Genomic DNA, 18,982 nt, shown 5'->3' on the forward strand with positions numbered 1-18,982 from the left:
TGTTATTTTCTTACTTATTGTAAAGCCAGTAAAACCAATGGTTTAATTATGATATTAGTATTTTAAGCTATATTTTTTTGTTGTGTATGTTTTTTGTTGTGTCTTAAATTAAGAATTTCTTAACAATACTTTTTAATTTTGAGAGTACAACAAAAACTTTTTTATGAAAACAAAACTTAGCTTATTATTTACAGTCTGTTTTTGTCTCGTATCCTTAGCACAACAAAATAATATTTCGGGTACAATTACAGAACAGGGAACAGGTTTTCCCATTCCTGGAGTAAGTATAATTATTAAAAATACTATTAAGGGAGTGGTATCAGACTTTGATGGAAATTACACCATTAATAATGTACCAGAAAATGCAATACTTCAGTTTAGTTACTTAGGGTATGTTACTCAAGAAATTAAAATTACAAATCAGCAAACATTAAACGTTATTTTAACTGAAGACGTTTCTAAGTTAGATGAAGTTGTTGTTATTGGTTATGGAGGTCAAAAAAAGAAAGACATCACTGGAGCCGTTTCTATTGTAAGTTCAGAAACAATTGAAGAGCTTAGACCTGTAGATGCAGCACAAGCATTACAAGGTACTTCTGCAGGTGTATCTGTAACGGCACCATCTGGTTCTCCTGGTGGGCAATTTAATATTACTATTAGAGGTGTAAACTCTAACGGAGATAACGGGCCTTTGGTAATTATAGATGGTTATAAAGGAGATTTAAACAGTATTAATCCAAGTGATATTGAGTCTTTTTCAATATTAAAAGATGCACAAGCTGCCATTTATGGTATAGAAGGTGCAAACGGAGTTGTACTTGTTACTACTAAAAGTGGTAGAAAAAACTCGGCATTAAAAATTAGTTACAACGGTTACACTGGTATACAGCAAACAACAAGACAATTACCGTATTTAAATGCAACAGAATATGCATTGTTATTAAATGAGAGCTATGCAGCAAATGGTCAAGATTTGCCATATACAGATGTTAGCAATTTAGGCACAGGTACAGATTGGCAAGATGAGTTGTTTGAGTCTGCACCAATTACCAACCATAATGTATCACTTACAGGTGGTGGAGAAAAAAGTACGTATTACTTTGGTGGTTCTATTTTAGAGCAAGATGGTATTATAGCTAGTGATAAATCTAATTTTACTAGAGCCAACGTTAAAGTTAAATTGGGTTTTGATGTTACAGATAAATTAAAATTTACCACATCTGCTAACTACTTTAATAATGTTAGAAAAACAATAGGAGAAAATGCATTAGGCTCTCCTTTATTTAATGCGCTTAATTACGCGCCAACATATACCTTAGATCAAGAAGATGCATCAGGCTTTTTAGGTAATGAGGTTATAAACCCTTTATCACAAATAGCAAATACCTACAACAAATACAACGGTAATTCTATAGAAGGTACTTTTCAGTTAGATTATGAACCTTTAGACGGATTAAAAATTACATCTCGTATAGGTTTAAAATCATATAATGATACGCAAAAATCATTTGCACCAATTGTAAACTATGGTTCTGGTAAAGTTTTTAATACAGACCGTAGTAGTGTTACACAAACAAAAAACACCAACAACTCATACACTTGGGATACTTTTATTACTTATAACAGGACTTTTGCAGAAAATCACAACGCTACAATTACTTTAGGTACAAGTGCACAAAGAGCTTGGGGAGATAATTTACAAGGTACTGGTTTTGATGTTCCTAACAACTCTTGGGAGTTTGCAGACATATCATTGGCAAATGGTTTAAGCGAAGCAAAATCTACAAGTTCTTATATTTATGATTCTAGATTATCATCATTCTTTACAAGGTTACAGTATGATTATAAAGGAAAATATTTACTTTCTGCAATGGTGCGTAGAGATGGTACATCAGACTTTTCACCAAGTAACAGAATAGACTATTTTTCTTCTGCTACAGCAGGTTGGATAATTTCAGATGAAGCTTTCTTAGAAGATTCAGACGTTATAAACTTTTTAAAGCTTAGAGCTAGTTATGGCTCTTTGGGTAACAATGTGGGAGTAGATCTTTATAGAGCATTACTTAGTGGTGAGGCTACTTACGTTTTAAACAATGGTTTGGTAACTGGTACAGCAAACGGAAGAATTCCTAACCCAGAAGCTACTTGGGAAACTGCAGATAAATTAGATATTGGTTTAGATTTAAACTTGTTTAACAATAAATTACAGTTTACTGCAGATTACTTTGTAGAAGATCGTAATGATTTATTAATAGCAAACTTTCCTGTATCTGGTATACTAGGTGCATCTGCTCCTGGTGCTGGTTTACCAACGGTTAACGCAGGTACTACACGCACAAAAGGTGTTGAGTTTTTTGTAAACTATAAAGAGAGTTTTTCAGATAACCTATCTGTAGATCTTAGTTATAATGTTACAAAAGTAGATGGTGAAGTAACATCTGTAAATAATAATATTGTATCAGAAGGTGGTTCATTTAGCGTAGGTCAGCCAGCAATTACGCGTATGGAAGTTGGCCAACCTATTGGTTATTTCTACGGACTTAAAACAGACGGTGTTTTTCAAAACCAGGCAGAGGTAAATGCAGCCCCATCACAAGAAGGTTTGGGATCTGCAGCAGCTCCTGGAGATTTAAAATATGTAGATACCAATAATGATGGTGAAATTACCATTGCAGACAGAACATATTTAGGAAAAGCACAGGCAGACTATATTATGGGACTAAATTTAAGAGTTAACTACAAAAACTTAGATTTTGGAACCTATATGTATGCAGAGTTAGGTAAAGAAATGGTTCGTAATTATGAAAGAGACCAACCTAACATTAACAGATCTAGTCTTTATTTAAATAGATGGACAGGAGAAGGCACTAGTAATACAGTGCCAAGAGCAACCATAGGAGCAACTACTAACAGGTTATTCTCAGACTTTTTTGTTGAAGATGCATCTTTTTTAAGAATACAAAATATACAATTAGGCTACACATTACCAGATGAGTTTTTACAAAAAATAGGTGTTAGCAAATTACGTATATACGGTTCTGTTAACAATGCATTTACGTTTACAAAGTACAATGGTTATGATCCTGCTGCGCAAGGCGTTAATCAAAACGGAAATTTAGATGTCTTTTCTAGCGGAATTGATTACGGTTTTTACCCAGTTTCAAGACAGTTTATTTTAGGTATAAATCTTTCTATATAAAACATAAAAAAATGAAAACATATATAAATAAAACCATCACTAGTTTGTTTGTTGCACTATGTGTTATAACAAACAATGCTTGTAGCGATTCTTATTTAGAAGAAGTAGATAGGTATAGTATAGATTCAGAAAATTATTTTAATTCTGAAGAAGATTATTACAATGCGTTAATTGGTGCTTATGACTTGTTACAGTCTACCTATGTAAACGTAATTTTAGGCGAAATAGCATCAGATAATACCTTAGCAGGAGGAGAAAGCGCTACAGACGTAGTTGGTTTTCAACAAATTGATGATATGATACATACGCCAGTAAATAGTAATTTAAGAGACATCTGGAACTGGATGTTTGCAGGCGTTAGTAGAACAAACTTTATACTAGAATTTCAAGATAAAACCGAGTTTGAAGGCAAAAATGTAATAATTGCAGAGGCTAGCTTCTTAAGGGCATATTACTACTTTGAGCTGGTAAAATGGTTTGGTCCTGTACCTGTTAAAGAAACTCGTTTTGAGCTAGGTGAAGAAACAACTTTACCAAGATCTTCTGTTGCAGAGGTGTATGCTTTAATAGAAAAAGACTTAAAATTTGCAATAGATAATTTAGAGTATACAGCACCAGAAGTTGGCAGGGTTACCAAAGGTGCAGCACAAGCTTTGTTAGGCAAAGCTTATTTGTATCAAGAAAAATTTTCTGAAGCAGCTATTGTTTTAGATAATTTAATACAAAACGGACCATATGATCTAGTAACAGATTACAATACCATTTTTGAAAATGACGGAGAAAACGGAGTTGAATCTGTTTTTGAGGTTCAATACTCTGATGCAGAAGGTGCAGGCTTTGGTTGTTTACAATGTAGTGAGGGTAATGTAGCTGTAGGTTTTAACGGAATTAGAAATTACTCAGGACCAGAGTTTGACTCTGGGTTTAGCTTTAATGTTCCAACACAAGAAGTTGTAGATGCTTTTGAAGACGGAGATTTACGTAAAGAAGTAGCCATTTTAGATATAAATGCATGGGCTGCACAAACAGGCGCCACATTTAGTACAGGTAATGAACATACAGGGTATTACAACAGAAAATACATTGCCAGAAAAGGAGATTTAAACACAGGAGATCAAAATCTTACAAACCCTAATAATTACAGAGCAATACGTTTTGCAGATGTTTTATTAATGGCGGCAGAGGCCTATAATAGAGGAGAAATTAGTGATACCAAAGCACAAACTTATTTAAACAGAGTTAGAGAAAGAGCTTTTGGAGCACCAAATGATGTTACAGCTACTGGTGTAGCGTTAACAGATGCAATTGCAAATGAAAGAAGAGTAGAGCTTGTAGGAGAAGGTCATCGTTTTTTTGATTTAGTTAGAACCGGTAAAGCAGCACAAGAAATTGATGGTTTTACAGCAGGTAAAAATGAAATCTTTCCAATTCCTATTGAAGAAATACAGTTTTCTAATGGTAATTGGCAGCAAAACCCTAATTATTAAAAACCATAACTATGAAGATATTTAAATATACATTGCTTCTTTTTAGCTTATTTTTTATAAGCTGTTCAGAAGATGATAATACAGATTACGTAAATAGTATTGCAGCCCCAACTAATGTGTCTGCAAAAGTGAGCGTAACACAAGACAATACAGGTGTTGTAAACATTACGCCTATTGCAGAAGGAGCTACAAGTTATACGGTAGATTTTGGAGATGGCTCAGAAGTTTCTGAAGCTATTAAACCAGGTAGTACTGTGGCACATACATATGCAGAAGGTAGTTATGAAGTTGCTATTACTGCTGTTGGGTTAAATGGTAAAAAAACAACTGTAACCCAAACTATAGAAGTTTCATTTAAGTCACCAGAAAATTTAGTTGTAACTATAGCAAATGATGAAGCAGTATCTAAACAAGTAAATGTAACTGCTAATGCAGATTTTGCATTGTCATATAAAGTATATTTTGGTGAAACAGAAGCAGAAGAACCTCTAGAAGCCGCTATAGGAGAATCAATTTCTTATACCTATCAAGAAGCAGGTACTTACACCATAAAAGTTGTTGCAATGAGTGCTGCAATAGCAACTACAGATTATGAAGAAGAGTTTGTGGTTACTGCAATTGTACAACCACTTAGTTCTGCTGATACACCACCAAGCAGAAACCCAGAGGATGTTATATCTATCTACAGTGCTGCTTATGATGATGTTGCTGGTACAAACTATTTTCCAGATTGGGGACAAGGTGGTCAAGGTAGCGGATGGACAGAGTTTGATCTTAACGGTGATACAATGTTACAGTACATTAATTTAAGTTACCAAGGTATTGCTTTAGCAGATGGTACTTCTATAGATGTTTCTCAAATGGAATATTTACATTTAGATGTTTGGACATCTGGTGATGCAACAAATTTAGAAATATCATTAATTAACAATGCGTCTGGTGTAGTTACAGAAGCTCCTGTAACATCTAGTTTATCTGCAGGTGAGTGGACAACTATAGATATTCCTTTGTCAGACTATACAAATCAAGGTTTAACAGTTTCAGAAATTTTTCAGTTAAAATTTGTAGGTACACCGTGGGCAGAAGGTACAGTGTTTATAGATAACATATACTTCTACAAAGCACCATCTAACATACCAACAGGTTTAGTAGGTACTTGGAGACTTGCAGAAGAGGCAGGTTCTTTAGGAGTTGGACCGTCTCCAGGAGATATTAGTTGGTTTAATTGTGATGCAGACTGTGTAGCTCTTAGAGCTTGTTATTATGATGATACGTATGTATTTGGATCTGATGGTTCTTTTACAAATAATTTAGGGTCTGAGTCTTGGATTGAAGGCTGGCAAGGCGGTTCTGATGCTTGTGGTGCTCCAGTAGCTCCGCATGATGGTTCTTCTACAGCAACATATACGTATAATGAAGCAGCAGGTACAGTTACCGTAAATGGTACAGGCGCCTATATTGGTTTAGCAAAAGCCAATAACCAAGGAGAATTACCAAACGTTGCGGTACCAAGTTCTATAACCTATAATGTTTCATTTTTAGATGCTAACACTATTTCTGTATACGTAGAAGCAGGTTCTGGCGTTTTTTGGCAGTATAAACTAGTAAGAGACGGTGCTGTTGTTTCTCCAATAGCAGGTACCTGGAAATTAGCAGAAGAGGCAGGTTCTTTAGGTGTTGGACCATCTCCTGGAGATATTAGTTGGTTTAATTGTGACGCAGACTGTGTAGGGTTAAGAGCTTGTTATTATGATGATACATATGTGTTTGGTACAGATGGTTCTTTTGCAAATAACCTAGGAGCTGAGACTTGGGTAGAAGGCTGGCAAGGTGGTTCTGATGCTTGTGGTACTCCAGTAGCTCCGCATGATGGTTCTGCAACTGCTACGTATAATTATGATGCAGCATTGGGCACTGTAACAATAAGTGGCACAGGTGCTTATATTGGTTTAGCAAAGGCTAATAACCAAGGAGAATTACCTAATGTAGCTGTGCCTAGTGAAATTACCTATACAGTTTCTTTTATAGACGCAAATACAATGTCTGTTTACGTAGAAGCTGGTTCTGGTGTTTTTTGGCAATATAAATTAGTAAGAATATAAAAAGATAAAAAAATGAAAACAATAAAATATAATATGATATTCTTTCTGTCGGTATTGCTATTATTTTCTTGTCAGGAAGATGATGTAACTATAGGGGGTATTATTGCTCCAACTAATGTAACATTAAAAGCTACTGTTGTAGGGGTAGACGAGGCTAACCCTAACGGAGATGGTAGCGGTTTTGTTACTTTAAAAGCAAATGCAACTAATGCTATTAGTTATAAGTTTGATTTTGGAGACGGAATTAGTGAAGTGTCTCCGTCTGGAGAAATTACACACAGGTTTAGTGTTGTTGGTGTAAATACATTTACAGTGGTTGTAAATGCTATTGGTACAGGAGGCTTGTCTTCTAGCACATCTGTAGATGTAGAAGTTTTTAGCTCTTTTGATGACCCTGAAGTAAAACAGTTTTTAACAGGAGGTTCTACTAGAACTTGGTATTTAGCAGCATCAGAAGTTGCACATTTAGGTGTTGGTGGTAATGCAGATATTGCTCCAGATGCTTTTTGGTTTCCTTCTTTTTTTGCTGCACAACCGTTTGAGAAATGTGGTATTGAAATTAGCAATTGTTTGTGTGATGATGAGCTAATATTTACCCTAACCGCAGACGGACAATTAACCTATCAGTTAAATAATAATAGTGGTACTTTTTTTAATGCTAGTCACCAAGATATAGTAGGGCAAAATGCTGGCGAAGACGCTTGTTTTGAGTTTGATACTTCTGGAACAAGTATTGTTTCATTAGCTCCAACAAGTATAGATTGGGAAACAGTTCCAGATCCAGATTTTAGACCAAGAGGTACGGTTATGAACTTTTCTAACAATGCTTTTATGGGGTATTATGTAAGCTCTTCTTCTTATGAAATTTTAGAGATATCAGATACAGAAATGTATGTAAGAACTCAAGATGGTTTAAGCCCAGAATTGTATTGGTATCATAAATTTCAAACTAGTCCAGCAGAAGACTCTTTTCAGTCGGTTTTTACAAACTTAGTTTGGTCTGATGAGTTTAACGATGATGGAGCACCAGATGCTACTAAGTGGGGTTATGACTTAGGTGCTGGTGGTTGGGGAAACCAAGAACTGCAAACTTATACTAATGACTCTAAAAATGTTATTGTAGAAGACGGGTTATTAAAAATTACCGCAATTGCAGAAAATGGAGGATATACTTCTGCTAGGTTAAAGTCTGAAAACTTAAGTGAGTTTACATATGGTAGAGTAGAAGTAAGAGCTAAATTACCTGCCGCACAAGGTACTTGGCCTGCAATTTGGATGTTAGGAGCTAATTTTGATGAAGTAGGCTGGCCTAATTGTGGAGAAATAGATATTATGGAACAAACTGGCCAGGATAAATCTAAAACTTCTGGAGCTCTACACCAGCCTGATGCTTTTGCTGGTAATGCGTTTACAAATGAAATAGCCAATGAAACATCTACAACAGAATTTCATAATTATAGTGTAGAGTGGACAACAGACGAAATAAAAATATTAGTAGATGATACTGTTTTTTTAACGTATGCAAACACAGATAGTACGCCGTTTAATTTAGACTTTTTTATGATTTTAAATGTAGCAATGGGTGGTACTTTAGGGGGAACGGTAGACCCTAGTTTTGTTCAGGATTCTATGGAAATAGATTATGTTAGAGTTTATCAATAAAAATAATATGAAAAGAGTAGTTATATATAGTATATCAATTGTTTTTGCAATTGGTATACTATCTTGTACTAATACAACGTCTAAAAGTGCTTCAGAAAGTTTAGGTATAGATAAAAAAGTAGATTCTATACTTGCTATAATGACTTTAGAAGAGAAAATTGGACAAATGAATCAATACAATGGTTTTTGGGACGTAACAGGCCCAACTCCAAAAGATGGTGATGCAGCTAAAAAGTACGAGCATTTACGTAAAGGTTATGTAGGTTCTATGCTAAACGTTACAGGAGTTAAAGATGTTAGAGCAGTACAAAAAATAGCAGTAGAGGAAACTAGACTGGGTATTCCTTTAATTATTGGTTTTGATGTTATACACGGATATAAAACACTAAGCCCAATACCTTTAGCAGAAGCAGCTAGTTGGGATTTAAATGCCATTAAAAAATCTGCAGAAATAGCTGCATTAGAATCTTCTGCAGCAGGTATAAATTGGACATTTGCCCCTATGGTAGATATCTCTAGAGATGCTCGTTGGGGACGTGTTATGGAAGGAGCAGGTGAAGATACATACTTAGGATCTAAAATTGCTGTAGCTCGTGTGCAGGGTTTTCAAGGTAGTAATTTAGCAGATAAGGCTACAATTGTGGCTTGTGCTAAGCATTTTGCTGGTTACGGATTTTCAGAATCTGGTAGAGATTACAATACGGTAGATGTAGGTACATCTACCTTAAATAATATAATTTTCCCTCCGTTTAAGGCAAGTGTAGATGCTGGTGTAAAAACATTTATGAATTCATTTAATGAGTTAAATGGAATACCTGCAACAGGAAATGCTTTTTTACAAAGAGAGGTTTTAAAAGATAAATGGAATTTTGATGGTTTTGTGGTTTCAGACTGGGGATCTATTAAAGAAATGATTGCTCACGGTTATGCAAAAGACTTAAATGCAGCAGCAGAGTTAGCAGCAAATGCTGGATCTGATATGGATATGGAATCTTATGCCTACGTAGAAGAATTGAGTAAGCTAGTAAAGGAAAACAAAGTTTCTGCAGATTTTATTGATGATGCTGTAAAGCGAATTTTAAAAGTAAAGTACGAGCTAGGACTTTTTGATGACCCTTACAAGTACTGTAATGAAGAAAGAGAAAAAGAGGTAACTGGCAACAAAGCAATTAATGAAGCAGTTTTAGATGTAGCTAAAAAATCTATTGTATTACTTAAAAACGAGAACAATTTATTGCCCTTAAAGAAAAACGGACAAAAAATTGCTTTAATTGGTGCCTTAGCAGCAGATAAAACTAGTCCTTTAGGAAGCTGGAGAATTGCAGCAGAAGACAGTACTGCAGTGTCTGTTTTAGAAGGAATGAAAAATTACCCAAACAATACACTTACCTATGCAAAAGGGGCAGATGTTGCTATTGGTAAAGCAGAATTTGCTTTTGAATTAAAAATAAATACTACAGATAAAAGTGAATTTTCTAAAGCTATAAATACAGCTAAAAATGCAGACGTAGTTGTTATGGTTTTGGGTGAGCACGGTTACCAAAGTGGTGAAGCTCGTAGCAGAACAAGTTTAGATTTGCCAGGGGTACAACAAGAACTTTTAGAAGCTGTTTACGCAGTTAATAAAAATATAGTTTTGGTTTTAAATAACGGAAGACCTTTAGCTATTACTTGGGCAGATGAACATATACCTGCAATAGTAGAAGCTTGGCATTTAGGCACACAAACTGGTAATGCTGTAGCACAGGTTTTGTATGGAGATTATAACCCTAGCGGTAAATTGCCAATGACTTTTCCTAGAAACGTTGGTCAAGTACCAATTTATTACAACTATAAAAATACAGGAAGACCATCTACAGACAATCCTGATATTGTTTTTTGGTCTCATTACATAGATGAAAGTAACAAGCCGTTATATCCATTTGGGCACGGTTTAAGCTATACAAAATTTACATATAAAAATTTAAAAGTGACCAAATTAACCAATGAAGAGGTAGAAGTTTCTGTAGCAGTTTCTAACGTAGGTGAGTACAAAGGTAAAGAGGTTGTACAATTATATATAAGAGATTTGTTTGCGAGTGTTACAAGACCGGTAAAAGAGTTAAAAGGTTTTAAAATGGTAGAGTTAGAGCCAAATACAACCAAAACCATTACATTAAAACTAACAAATAAAGAACTAGGCTTTTTTAACAATCAAGGAGAGTTTATAGTAGAGCCAGGTGAGTTTAAAGTTTTTGTGGGAGGAAGCTCTTATACAAGTTTAGAAGAAGATTTTACATTGTAAAGTTATAGTTTGTAATTATATTTTTATTGCTAAAAAGCCTCAATTATATGTAATTGAGGTTTTTTAAATTATAATAAAATGTAGTTTTATAGATATTAATTAAAAACAATAGCTGTTTTATTTTTTATACTATAATTAGCAGCTTCATAAAGTGTTAGCCATACTATTTTTTCTATCCAAAAATCACCTTGATTATCAATACTTTTATAGAGAGTTTCTTTGTTTTGTACTTCTAAATTTTCATTTAATTCTACACCTAACTTTTTTGCAACGCTTTTTAAATCTGTTAATAAACCATAAGAAGAACCAATCATAGCTCCAGGTACGTTTATTTCTTCAGTATCAAAAATAACGTCTTCTAAATCTATAGGAATGTAATACCCTGCGCAGTCTGAGTGTACTAAAAGGTGACTATAAAACATAGAAGATTCTTCTTCTACAATGGTATCTGCTGCAGGATCTAAATTTTCATCAAAAGGAATAGGAGTCCAATTTTCATCATTCATATGATATGCAAAAAAACGTCTTAAATAATGAAGAAAAGAATACGGAAAGCCACCAACGTGTAACGGATCTACACCTAATTCATTAGGTTCTAAATGTGGTTTGTAGCCATTTAATTCTAGTAACTTATTTACTTGGTCAAATTCAGCTTTGTAAGCCTCATAGCCCTCAGGCTCATTATTTATAAAGTCAGCTAAAATGCCGCTGGTAATACTTAATCCCATTTTATCTTTTTTTATAGCTTATTTTTAATCGCAAACTGTGTAAATTATAGACTTTTTATTTATTTTAAATTGCTTTTGTTGTTGTGTTACATCTTGTAACATTTCATATTTATTTACTTGTAAAAAGTTGTGATAATCACTTGTTTCTTCTTCGTAAGTACGCGGAACTTTTCCTTTGTATTTATAATTATTTAGCTTTTTATTGTATTTGTAACTTTTAGAGTTTATTTCTTCACTTTTAAACTCTTTATACCCAAAGTTATAATACATAGTTTTGGGAGTAAAGTTAATGGCAGACATTTCTTTTATGAATGAGTCATTTTCAGAGCCTGGTTTTGGTAAAGCAGATTTTTCTGTTATTTGCTTTTTTCCAAATACTAATTTGTTACCATCTATTAAAACTCTAATAGGCATTTTATTTTCTGCTCTTGTATACTCAAAAATAATAAAGTCATTAAAATTAGTAGTGTTTTTAAAACTGTATAGTGTTATTTTTTGATCTTCAGATTCTTCATAAGACTGGTTAAATGCTAACGATATTTGTTGGGGCACACTAGCTGTTTTATGTATGTAGGGAAAATCAAAACAATTGGCATCTTTGTTAAAAATAGGAGTTAAGTTTACAGGGGTTTTAGTAGTTTTATTGTATGTAATTAATGTTATATAACTAAATCTATCACCCAAAAAAGAGGTTTTAGTAGAATCTCCAATACTAGGGTTGTAACGACCGTATACACTAAAAGGATATTTAGTTTTATTAGGATTTAAATGTAAATATTTTTCTTTTACAACGCGCCAAGTGCCCGTTTGTACTTCTCCAAAAGAAACTATTACATAATTATTATTATGGTAAAGAAATAATGTTGGGCTACCCTCTGGAGATCTATTACCAAAAGATAATCCATAACTACCAAGTAAGCCTTCTTCTATGTTTTTATATTGTTTTTCTGTGTTGTATAAAGAGTCCATATTAGTAATTAAGTAACTTTCTCTAAGCTTTGTTAATTTAGTTTCTATAGCAGTGCAATTTTCAAATAATTTAGATTGTAAAAGATTATCATACTCGTTAAAAGTAGTTTGTTTAAGTACTCTAGTAGAATCTTTTGCACTAAGCGCAGCGCAAGACTTTAGTTTTAATTCAAAATCTGTTTGACTGTCTATATAATCTATATTCTCTATACAATTACAAGTTGCAGAAGCTTTATTGCTTATAAATTCTTCAATACTTTGTGCTTTACTAGCAAATACAGTTGTAAATAATAAGAGAATTAATAGTTTTATGTTTTTCATAGACATTTGGTTAGTTAAGTTACTATAAATGGTATTGTTTGCTAATCTTTTTTTCTGGATTAACACATAGTAGGTATAATGATATTAAAAAAATCCACTCCAAGGGTTTCATTAAAATATAGGTAATATTAGATCCTATTTTTGAGTTAATTTTTAAAGAAAGATTATAACCATACTTGTCATAATTTTTTCTGATAAAAGAGTGTAAACCTGGAGATATATCAGTAATCATTTCTTCAAAGGCATTGGCAATCTGTAACTGCCTGTTTACAATAATAATATTTTTATGCCTTTTTCCTAAACGAATAGGTTTTACAATTTTAGGATCTCCTTTAGCGGCTACAGTGCATAAATAATGACCTTTATGGTCTAGAATAGGAGGATGCATTTTTTGTGAAAAAGCCCAAGTTGTAGTTTCTGTAAAAACCTTAGTAATAGAATTTACATCTTGCCCAAATAACAATAATACTATTGTAATTAAAATAAAAACAGGAATAAAAAGTAGTAGAGCCCAAACGGACTCGCTAAACTTACTAGCTAAAAAGCTATTGCAATAATTAAGAAATTTATTTTTATAAACTTTGTCTTTAGCTTGTATTTTTTCTTCTCTAACTATTTTAAAAAGAAGTCCTATTGCAATAATTAAACTTAAAGCAGGTGTAAAAATAAAAAGAAATGTGCCTGTGTTTTCTGCATAAATGCCAAAGCTATCTAAGTTATGATGTGTTATTTGTATAAGTATAGCAGTATTAATAAATAATCCTATTACTAAAAAAACTAAGAATAATACAAGCGATAAAGGAGGCAGTTTACGGCCTTTAATCCAAATAAAACCAGCAGATATATTAAAGAAAATAAAATAAACAATAAGTGTTAGTATGTGTTTGCCGCCAAACGGTATATAGCATTCTGGGTCTATAGGGTCTATGGCTTCTGTATGCTGGTGTACGTGTGTAAGTATACCAAGACCAAATAAGAGAAAAGAAAGTAAATACAAAACAAATATAGCAACCTCTAAATTACTTATGCCTTTTTTGTTTTCCTTTAATGCTTTAACAGTAAAAAATATTAGCACAAAAAATAAAACGAGTAATAAAGGGATAATCATTGACATTAGCTTTTCTTTTTAATTAAACACAATACTTGTTTCTTAGTTCTTTAGCTTCTTTATCTGTTTTATAACCGTGTAATAGTAGCCCTTCTGTACAATTAATTTTTTTAGAGGTTATTTGCTTAATTACAAATGCTTTATAATCTTCGGTTTTGTTAAAATCTGAAGGTATTAATTTAATAAGTTTTTTGGCATCTTTGATACCTAATTTTTCACTTAAGACTAAATTAAAAATTGTTTTTTTTAGTTCTATTGTATGTATGGAGTGTTCTAATTTAAAGTTATATGTAAAAGATTTATCCCAAGTTGCAATAACTATTGTATTTTTTACACCTAAGCTCTTCTTTTCTATAGGATTTCTGTAATACTGGTCTATAGTTTGTCCGTAATAGGCATCTATATTAATTTTTAAGTCAGTAACATCTTCATAGTTAATTTTATTATTGTAATCAATAATAAATTCATTAGTACTAAACTCTATATGTCCTTCCTTTGTACAGTTAATTAATTCATAATCATAAAATTGATATATATGTGCTACACCAAAAAATAGAATAGAAATTATAAATATGGGAGCAATTATTGGCAGAATATTATCGGTTAATGGAAATTTAGTATTTAAAAGAAGTATTATGAATCCAAAAACAAAAAGAGCATAACTAGAATAAACTATTTGTTTTGTTATAGAAAGTTTTTCTTTAATAATTCTGTATTTATAAGCAGTAAATTTCAAATTACATTAGGTATTTATTTAAATTCTATCTTTGGTCTTTAATAATATCTGCTACAGCTTGTTTGTACTTAAATTGGTTACCAGCCTTTTTTATTGCTTTGTATGTTTTTTTTGGGTTGTTAGTTGCTAATGAAAAGAACTCCCAAAATCCTAACATTTTCATTTTTATTGGTGTTGGTCCAGACAATAATTCATCATACTGATGGTAAATAGTATCGTGAAATTCTTTAAAAATTTGCCATCTACCTTTAGGATATTCTGTTGAGTTGTTTTTTATCATACTTGGTAAAAACGGATCTGCAATTAATCCACGTCCAATCATAAAATGTTGTATGCTAGGAAACTGTTCTTTCATTTTTTTAAATTGAGCCACAGTAGTAATATCACCATTATAATACAATGTATGTTTGGCAACATCTACACATTTTTGAAAACCTTGTAAATCTACACCACCTTTATATAATTGTTTGCCTAACCTGGCGTGTATAGCAATACTTTTTAGAGGATATTTATCTAGTACAGAAAAAGACTCTAATATTTCATTACTATTCTCGTATCCTAGTCTCATTTTCATAGAAACGGTAACATCTGTTTCACTATGTGCACGGTCTAAAATATGGTCTATTTTCTCTGGATTACAAATAAGTCCAGATCCCATTCCGCTATTGGTTACCATAGGGTAGGGACAACCTAAATTCCAATTAAGTTCTTTATACCCTAAAGATTGTATGTATTTTATAGCAAATATAAATTGATCTGCATCTGCCGTCATTACTTGTGGTATAAGGTCTAAAGATGTATTTACCTCCGGATTTAAATCTCTTTGGTAAGAGCCCTTTATTACCATTTTTTTATTAAACCTAATGTAAGGCGCATAATAGGTATCTATACCACCAAAAAATTTTTGATGTGCATTTCTAAAGTTATAATCTGTAAAGCCTTGTAAAGGAGACGATAATAGTTTGTATGACATTAATTGGTTTTAAAGTAACAAAGATAAACCTTTGCTATCCTCTTTTTTAAATTTAAGTTGATTAGAAAATTTTAGTTATAAGTCTTCTCTGAAATTACTTTGTCATTTTTGTATTCAATTTCTTTAGAAATTTTACCATTTAATTTATAATATTTCCAAGCGCCTGTTTTTTCATCATTCTTATACAATCCTTCACTTTCTACTTTTGCTGCTTCATTATATGTTTTAGCAATTCCGTTTCTTCTTCCGTCTGCATATGTATAGGTTGTTTTTAGCATATCATCACTGTTGTAGTGTTTCCACTCGCCAGATTTGTATCCTATTTTAAAATGACCTTCTGTAACAAGATTTCCTGTTTTAGAATATTTTTGGTACAAACCATCTTTATAACCGTCTTTGGAGTTTACTACTTCTTTTTTATTCCCGTTATCATAAAAACTAGTTTCTGTAATAGGATAACTAGCAGCATATGTTCTTTCGCTTAATAAAAGTCCGGCAGAGCTATAATATGTACTAATCCCATCTTTTTTATTATTTACATATGTTTCTACAGAAGTTAGTTTGCCATTTGGGTAATATTCTTTTTTAATATAATTTCTAGGAGCGGTATATTCTTTTTCCCAAATTACACGGTTGTCTTCTGTTTTCTGAGACCATTTACCAGTTGCTTTATCAGCATTGTAAAAAGATGTTTCTACCAGTTTAGTACCCATATTTCCATCTTTTAAATAGGTAACCCATTTACCGTCTTTTAAGTCTTTTTTGTAATTTTCTAAACGTTGTACTTTCCCTTTTTTATCATAGGTTTTCCATTCACCATCTTTAAGTCCGTTCTTATAATTAAAATCTTCAAAAACATCACCATTTGTGTAGTATGATGTACTTTTGCCATTGGCTTTTCCGTTTTCATCAAAAACCATTTCTTGTTCCAAATTACCAGAAAAATCATAGTTTTTTTTAGTGCCAACCATTTTACCATTTGCAAAAGTTACCTCTGTATATGCACCACTGTTTTCTGCAATTTTGTAGCTTCCGTTTAAAACTTTATTATCAGTTTTAAATAATGTTTCTTTACCAAAACGTTGTGTATCTACGTTTTCCCACATTAAGTAATTTACTTGTGCATTTGTAGTTACAGCAAGCAAAAAGGTTAGTATTAGTACAATGTTTTTCATAATTAAAAAGGTTTTGTTTTATGGTAATGTTATTATCTTTTTTAAATGTACTTTATACTTGGCGTATCTAAATACCGCAATGTTTTTTGTTTAGATTATAATATATTTTCGTGAGTATTTGACATATATTCTGTTTTAGTTTTTAATGAAAAAAAGTAAAATAACGTGGTAATAGTAAAAACACATAGGCATTAAACAGGCAATATTACTTGTTTAAAAATAAAGGTTCTTATATGTGTTTTGGGCTACATTATAGTATTCTTCTATTTTCTGTAATTGCTTCTTTATAAACTTTAGACTCTTTTAACTGTAGATCTGTAGCTAAGGTTTTTATAAATGGAATACCTAAATCTTCCCACTCACTAACTTGTGCAGCATTCAACCTTATTTCTCTAACCTGGTTTGCAATACCCCCAAGAAAAACCCATAAATGGTAATGGTTTGTACTTGTTTTACTAAATATATAAAACCAATCTTTCCAATGTATAAGGGTATCTTTAGATTTTAGTAGTTGTAAGTGTATTTGCTTAATACTTATGTTATTATCAAGTACAGATAACTCAAAAAAATCTTGGTTACTATTGTTTACATAGTTAAATATTTCTGATTTATTTTTATCAGATAGTTTATAATCAACCTTTAAAAAAATGACTAATTCCTCTAAATTTGTAAAGTTTAATGAGGTTTTGTAGTAATATAATTTGTCTTGCCAAACTTTATAACTAGTAGTAATTTTAGATAAAATAAACTTGTCTGTTTTGGTATAAATTAAATCTAATGGCATTTGTAAGTATTGTGTTTTTTAAACTAATGTATGTTTATTTTAGTCTAAAGACGTGTATTTTCTCTCTTTTTTGTTTAACCAAGCAGCCTGTAAAAGTTATTTTTTTAATTATTTATTTACAGATATAAATAAATGCAACTTTGTTGCGTTAATGATTCATTTGCATATATTTGTGCATTAATAATTAAAAACACACAAATGAAAAAGACTTATTTATTACCTCTTTTAGCTATATCTGCTTTATTTACAGCTTGCTCTAAAGATGATGACAGCGTAAATGACGATGTAGATCATAATGATGAACATAAAAACGCATCATTACTAATTTCTGATGCAAATTCTGCTACATTAAATTTTATTAATGTAGATAATGAAGAAGTTACAGCTTACCAAGCATCTTATGCAAAAGGTAGTGTATATGTTACAGAATCTGGTAGGTATGCTGTTATAACGCATAGAGATAATAACTATACAGAAACATTTAATATTGGTGGAGAAATTGACCACGGAGACCATAGTCATAATTTAGGAGAAACTGGTTTTGGAGCTATAAAATTTGAAAGTCAAAAGCCAACACACTTTAAATCTGAACAAGATTATGTCGCTGTTTATAATGACGGAGATGCTACACTAAGTATTTTTAATGAAAAAACTATAGAGAATAGTACAACTGTTAAAAATATACCAACAGGTACTACTGCACATCATGGAGCAATGGTGATTTTTAAAAACGGAAACATAGCAGTTACAAATTTAGGAAACGGAGCTGTTTTGCCTGAGAAAGTACATATTATAAATCAAGATGGTGAAGTTGTGTCAAAAGAAGAACAAAGTTTAAGTACCTCCGGAATTCACGGTAGTGCAGGTAACAACACAACGGCTCTTTTTGGTTCTAATACCGGTGTGCTGGTTGTAAAAGACAACGGAGAACAAAAAATTATTGATTACCCAACTAATTTTGAAGAAAACGTATGGTTTGGAAGTATACTAGGTACAACTTCTGATGCTATTTTTGTTGGATATACCTCTAGTAAAGGTGCTTACTTTATTAATATAAATAGTGAGGAAATTACACCAATACATGAAACTGCAGAATTATTTAAATGTATGGTTTCTAGAGATAAAAAAGAGGTTTTAAGTTTAACAAAAAGTGGAGATATTAAAGTTACCAATGTAATATCTAATTCTGTTGTATATGAAGGTAAATTATCTATTACAATGGATACAGAATCTGATGGCCACGGATCTGTTACTAGTAATATAGATTATTTTGATGATTCTTTATACATATCTATTCCGTCAGAAGAAAAAATTATAAAGTGTAACTTAGAGGAAATGGAAGTTGTTAAAGAATTTAATTTAGGTATAACACCATATCAATTTAAAATATTGGAATACGATATAGAGCACTAGAAAGAACTTATTGACTAGTCCTAAATAATCGATACAGATTA

General features: G+C 32.0%; 13 protein-coding genes. 6 read left to right on the forward strand and 7 right to left on the reverse strand.

The window, feature by feature from the left end:
• Positions 1 to 163: 163 nt before the first annotated feature.
• Genes KLA_RS09370 through bglX form a run of 5 tightly spaced genes read left to right on the forward strand, consistent with a single transcriptional unit; the run spans position 164 to position 10,734 of the window.
• Positions 164 to 3,199, forward strand: coding sequence for a SusC/RagA family TonB-linked outer membrane protein (locus KLA_RS09370; protein ID WP_034645295.1), 3,036 nt, complete (start codon positions 164 to 166; stop codon positions 3,197 to 3,199).
• A gap of 11 nt (positions 3,200 to 3,210) precedes the next feature.
• On the forward strand, positions 3,211 to 4,686 hold the full coding sequence (locus tag KLA_RS09375; protein WP_034645297.1) for a RagB/SusD family nutrient uptake outer membrane protein: 1,476 nt from the start codon (positions 3,211 to 3,213) through the stop codon (positions 4,684 to 4,686).
• An 11-nt stretch (positions 4,687 to 4,697) separates the two neighbouring features.
• Positions 4,698 to 6,788 (forward strand): PKD domain-containing protein, encoded by a 2,091-nt coding sequence (locus tag KLA_RS17570; RefSeq protein ID WP_051456077.1) that lies wholly within the window; start codon positions 4,698 to 4,700, stop codon positions 6,786 to 6,788.
• Between the two features lie 12 nt (positions 6,789 to 6,800).
• Complete coding sequence (locus KLA_RS09390; protein WP_034645300.1) at positions 6,801 to 8,450, forward strand: family 16 glycosylhydrolase; 1,650 nt, start codon at positions 6,801 to 6,803, stop codon at positions 8,448 to 8,450.
• A 7-nt stretch (positions 8,451 to 8,457) separates the two neighbouring features.
• Positions 8,458 to 10,734 carry a beta-glucosidase BglX gene (gene bglX, locus KLA_RS09395; RefSeq protein WP_034645340.1) on the forward strand — a complete coding sequence of 759 codons (2,277 nt, stop codon included), beginning with the start codon at positions 8,458 to 8,460 and terminating at the stop codon, positions 10,732 to 10,734.
• Between the two features lie 95 nt (positions 10,735 to 10,829).
• Here the strand turns inward: bglX and KLA_RS09400 are convergent, their stop codons facing one another.
• From KLA_RS09400 to KLA_RS09430, 7 genes are all read right to left on the reverse strand, one after another.
• Positions 10,830 to 11,462 carry a hypothetical protein gene (locus KLA_RS09400; protein WP_034645303.1) on the reverse strand — a complete coding sequence of 211 codons (633 nt, stop codon included), beginning with the start codon at positions 11,460 to 11,462 and terminating at the stop codon, positions 10,830 to 10,832.
• Between the two features lie 24 nt (positions 11,463 to 11,486).
• Entirely contained in the window at positions 11,487 to 12,752 is a 1,266-nt protein-coding gene (locus KLA_RS09405; RefSeq protein WP_034645306.1) for a hypothetical protein, read from the reverse strand.
• Between the two features lie 22 nt (positions 12,753 to 12,774).
• Complete coding sequence (locus KLA_RS09410; RefSeq protein WP_034645309.1) at positions 12,775 to 13,866, reverse strand: DUF6688 family protein; 1,092 nt, start codon at positions 13,864 to 13,866, stop codon at positions 12,775 to 12,777.
• 16 nt (positions 13,867 to 13,882) lie between these two features.
• Positions 13,883 to 14,596, reverse strand: coding sequence for a hypothetical protein (locus KLA_RS09415; protein WP_034645311.1), 714 nt, complete (start codon positions 14,594 to 14,596; stop codon positions 13,883 to 13,885).
• A gap of 25 nt (positions 14,597 to 14,621) precedes the next feature.
• A complete protein-coding gene (locus KLA_RS09420; protein WP_013622804.1) occupies positions 14,622 to 15,569 on the reverse strand; it encodes a tRNA dihydrouridine synthase in 948 nt (315 codons plus the stop codon).
• A gap of 71 nt (positions 15,570 to 15,640) precedes the next feature.
• Positions 15,641 to 16,744 carry a toxin-antitoxin system YwqK family antitoxin gene (locus tag KLA_RS09425; protein ID WP_034645314.1) on the reverse strand — a complete coding sequence of 368 codons (1,104 nt, stop codon included), beginning with the start codon at positions 16,742 to 16,744 and terminating at the stop codon, positions 15,641 to 15,643.
• Positions 16,745 to 16,994: 250 nt separating this feature from the next.
• Positions 16,995 to 17,528 (reverse strand): hypothetical protein, encoded by a 534-nt coding sequence (locus KLA_RS09430; protein ID WP_034645315.1) that lies wholly within the window; start codon positions 17,526 to 17,528, stop codon positions 16,995 to 16,997.
• 198 nt (positions 17,529 to 17,726) lie between these two features.
• Between KLA_RS09430 and KLA_RS09435 the strand changes: the two genes are divergently transcribed.
• Positions 17,727 to 18,941: a hypothetical protein gene (locus KLA_RS09435; protein WP_152536839.1), complete on the forward strand. Its 1,215-nt coding sequence runs from the start codon at positions 17,727 to 17,729 to the stop codon at positions 18,939 to 18,941.
• Positions 18,942 to 18,982: the final 41 nt, after the last annotated feature.

The sequence above is a fragment of the Cellulophaga geojensis KL-A genome, from assembly GCF_000568425.1.
In the GTDB taxonomy this organism is placed as follows: Bacteria; Bacteroidota; Bacteroidia; order Flavobacteriales; family Flavobacteriaceae; genus Cellulophaga; species Cellulophaga lytica.

Excerpts from the sequence above, each read along its gene's own strand:
- KLA_RS09370 (WP_034645295.1), top strand. The coding sequence starts at position 164 with ATGAAAACAAAACTTAGCTTATTATTTACAGTCTGTTTTTGTCTCGTA.
- KLA_RS09375 (WP_034645297.1), top strand. The coding sequence starts at position 3,211 with ATGAAAACATATATAAATAAAACCATCACTAGTTTGTTTGTTGCACTA.
- KLA_RS17570 (WP_051456077.1), top strand. The coding sequence starts at position 4,698 with ATGAAGATATTTAAATATACATTGCTTCTTTTTAGCTTATTTTTTATA.
- KLA_RS09390 (WP_034645300.1), top strand. The coding sequence starts at position 6,801 with ATGAAAACAATAAAATATAATATGATATTCTTTCTGTCGGTATTGCTA.
- bglX (WP_034645340.1), top strand. The coding sequence starts at position 8,458 with ATGAAAAGAGTAGTTATATATAGTATATCAATTGTTTTTGCAATTGGT.
- KLA_RS09400 (WP_034645303.1), bottom strand. The coding sequence starts at position 11,462 with ATGGGATTAAGTATTACCAGCGGCATTTTAGCTGACTTTATAAATAAT.
- KLA_RS09405 (WP_034645306.1), bottom strand. The coding sequence starts at position 12,752 with ATGAAAAACATAAAACTATTAATTCTCTTATTATTTACAACTGTATTT.
- KLA_RS09410 (WP_034645309.1), bottom strand. The coding sequence starts at position 13,866 with ATGTCAATGATTATCCCTTTATTACTCGTTTTATTTTTTGTGCTAATA.
- KLA_RS09420 (WP_013622804.1), bottom strand. The coding sequence starts at position 15,569 with ATGTCATACAAACTATTATCGTCTCCTTTACAAGGCTTTACAGATTAT.
- KLA_RS09425 (WP_034645314.1), bottom strand. The coding sequence starts at position 16,744 with ATGAAAAACATTGTACTAATACTAACCTTTTTGCTTGCTGTAACTACA.
- KLA_RS09430 (WP_034645315.1), bottom strand. The coding sequence starts at position 17,528 with ATGCCATTAGATTTAATTTATACCAAAACAGACAAGTTTATTTTATCT.
- KLA_RS09435 (WP_152536839.1), top strand. The coding sequence starts at position 17,727 with ATGAAAAAGACTTATTTATTACCTCTTTTAGCTATATCTGCTTTATTT.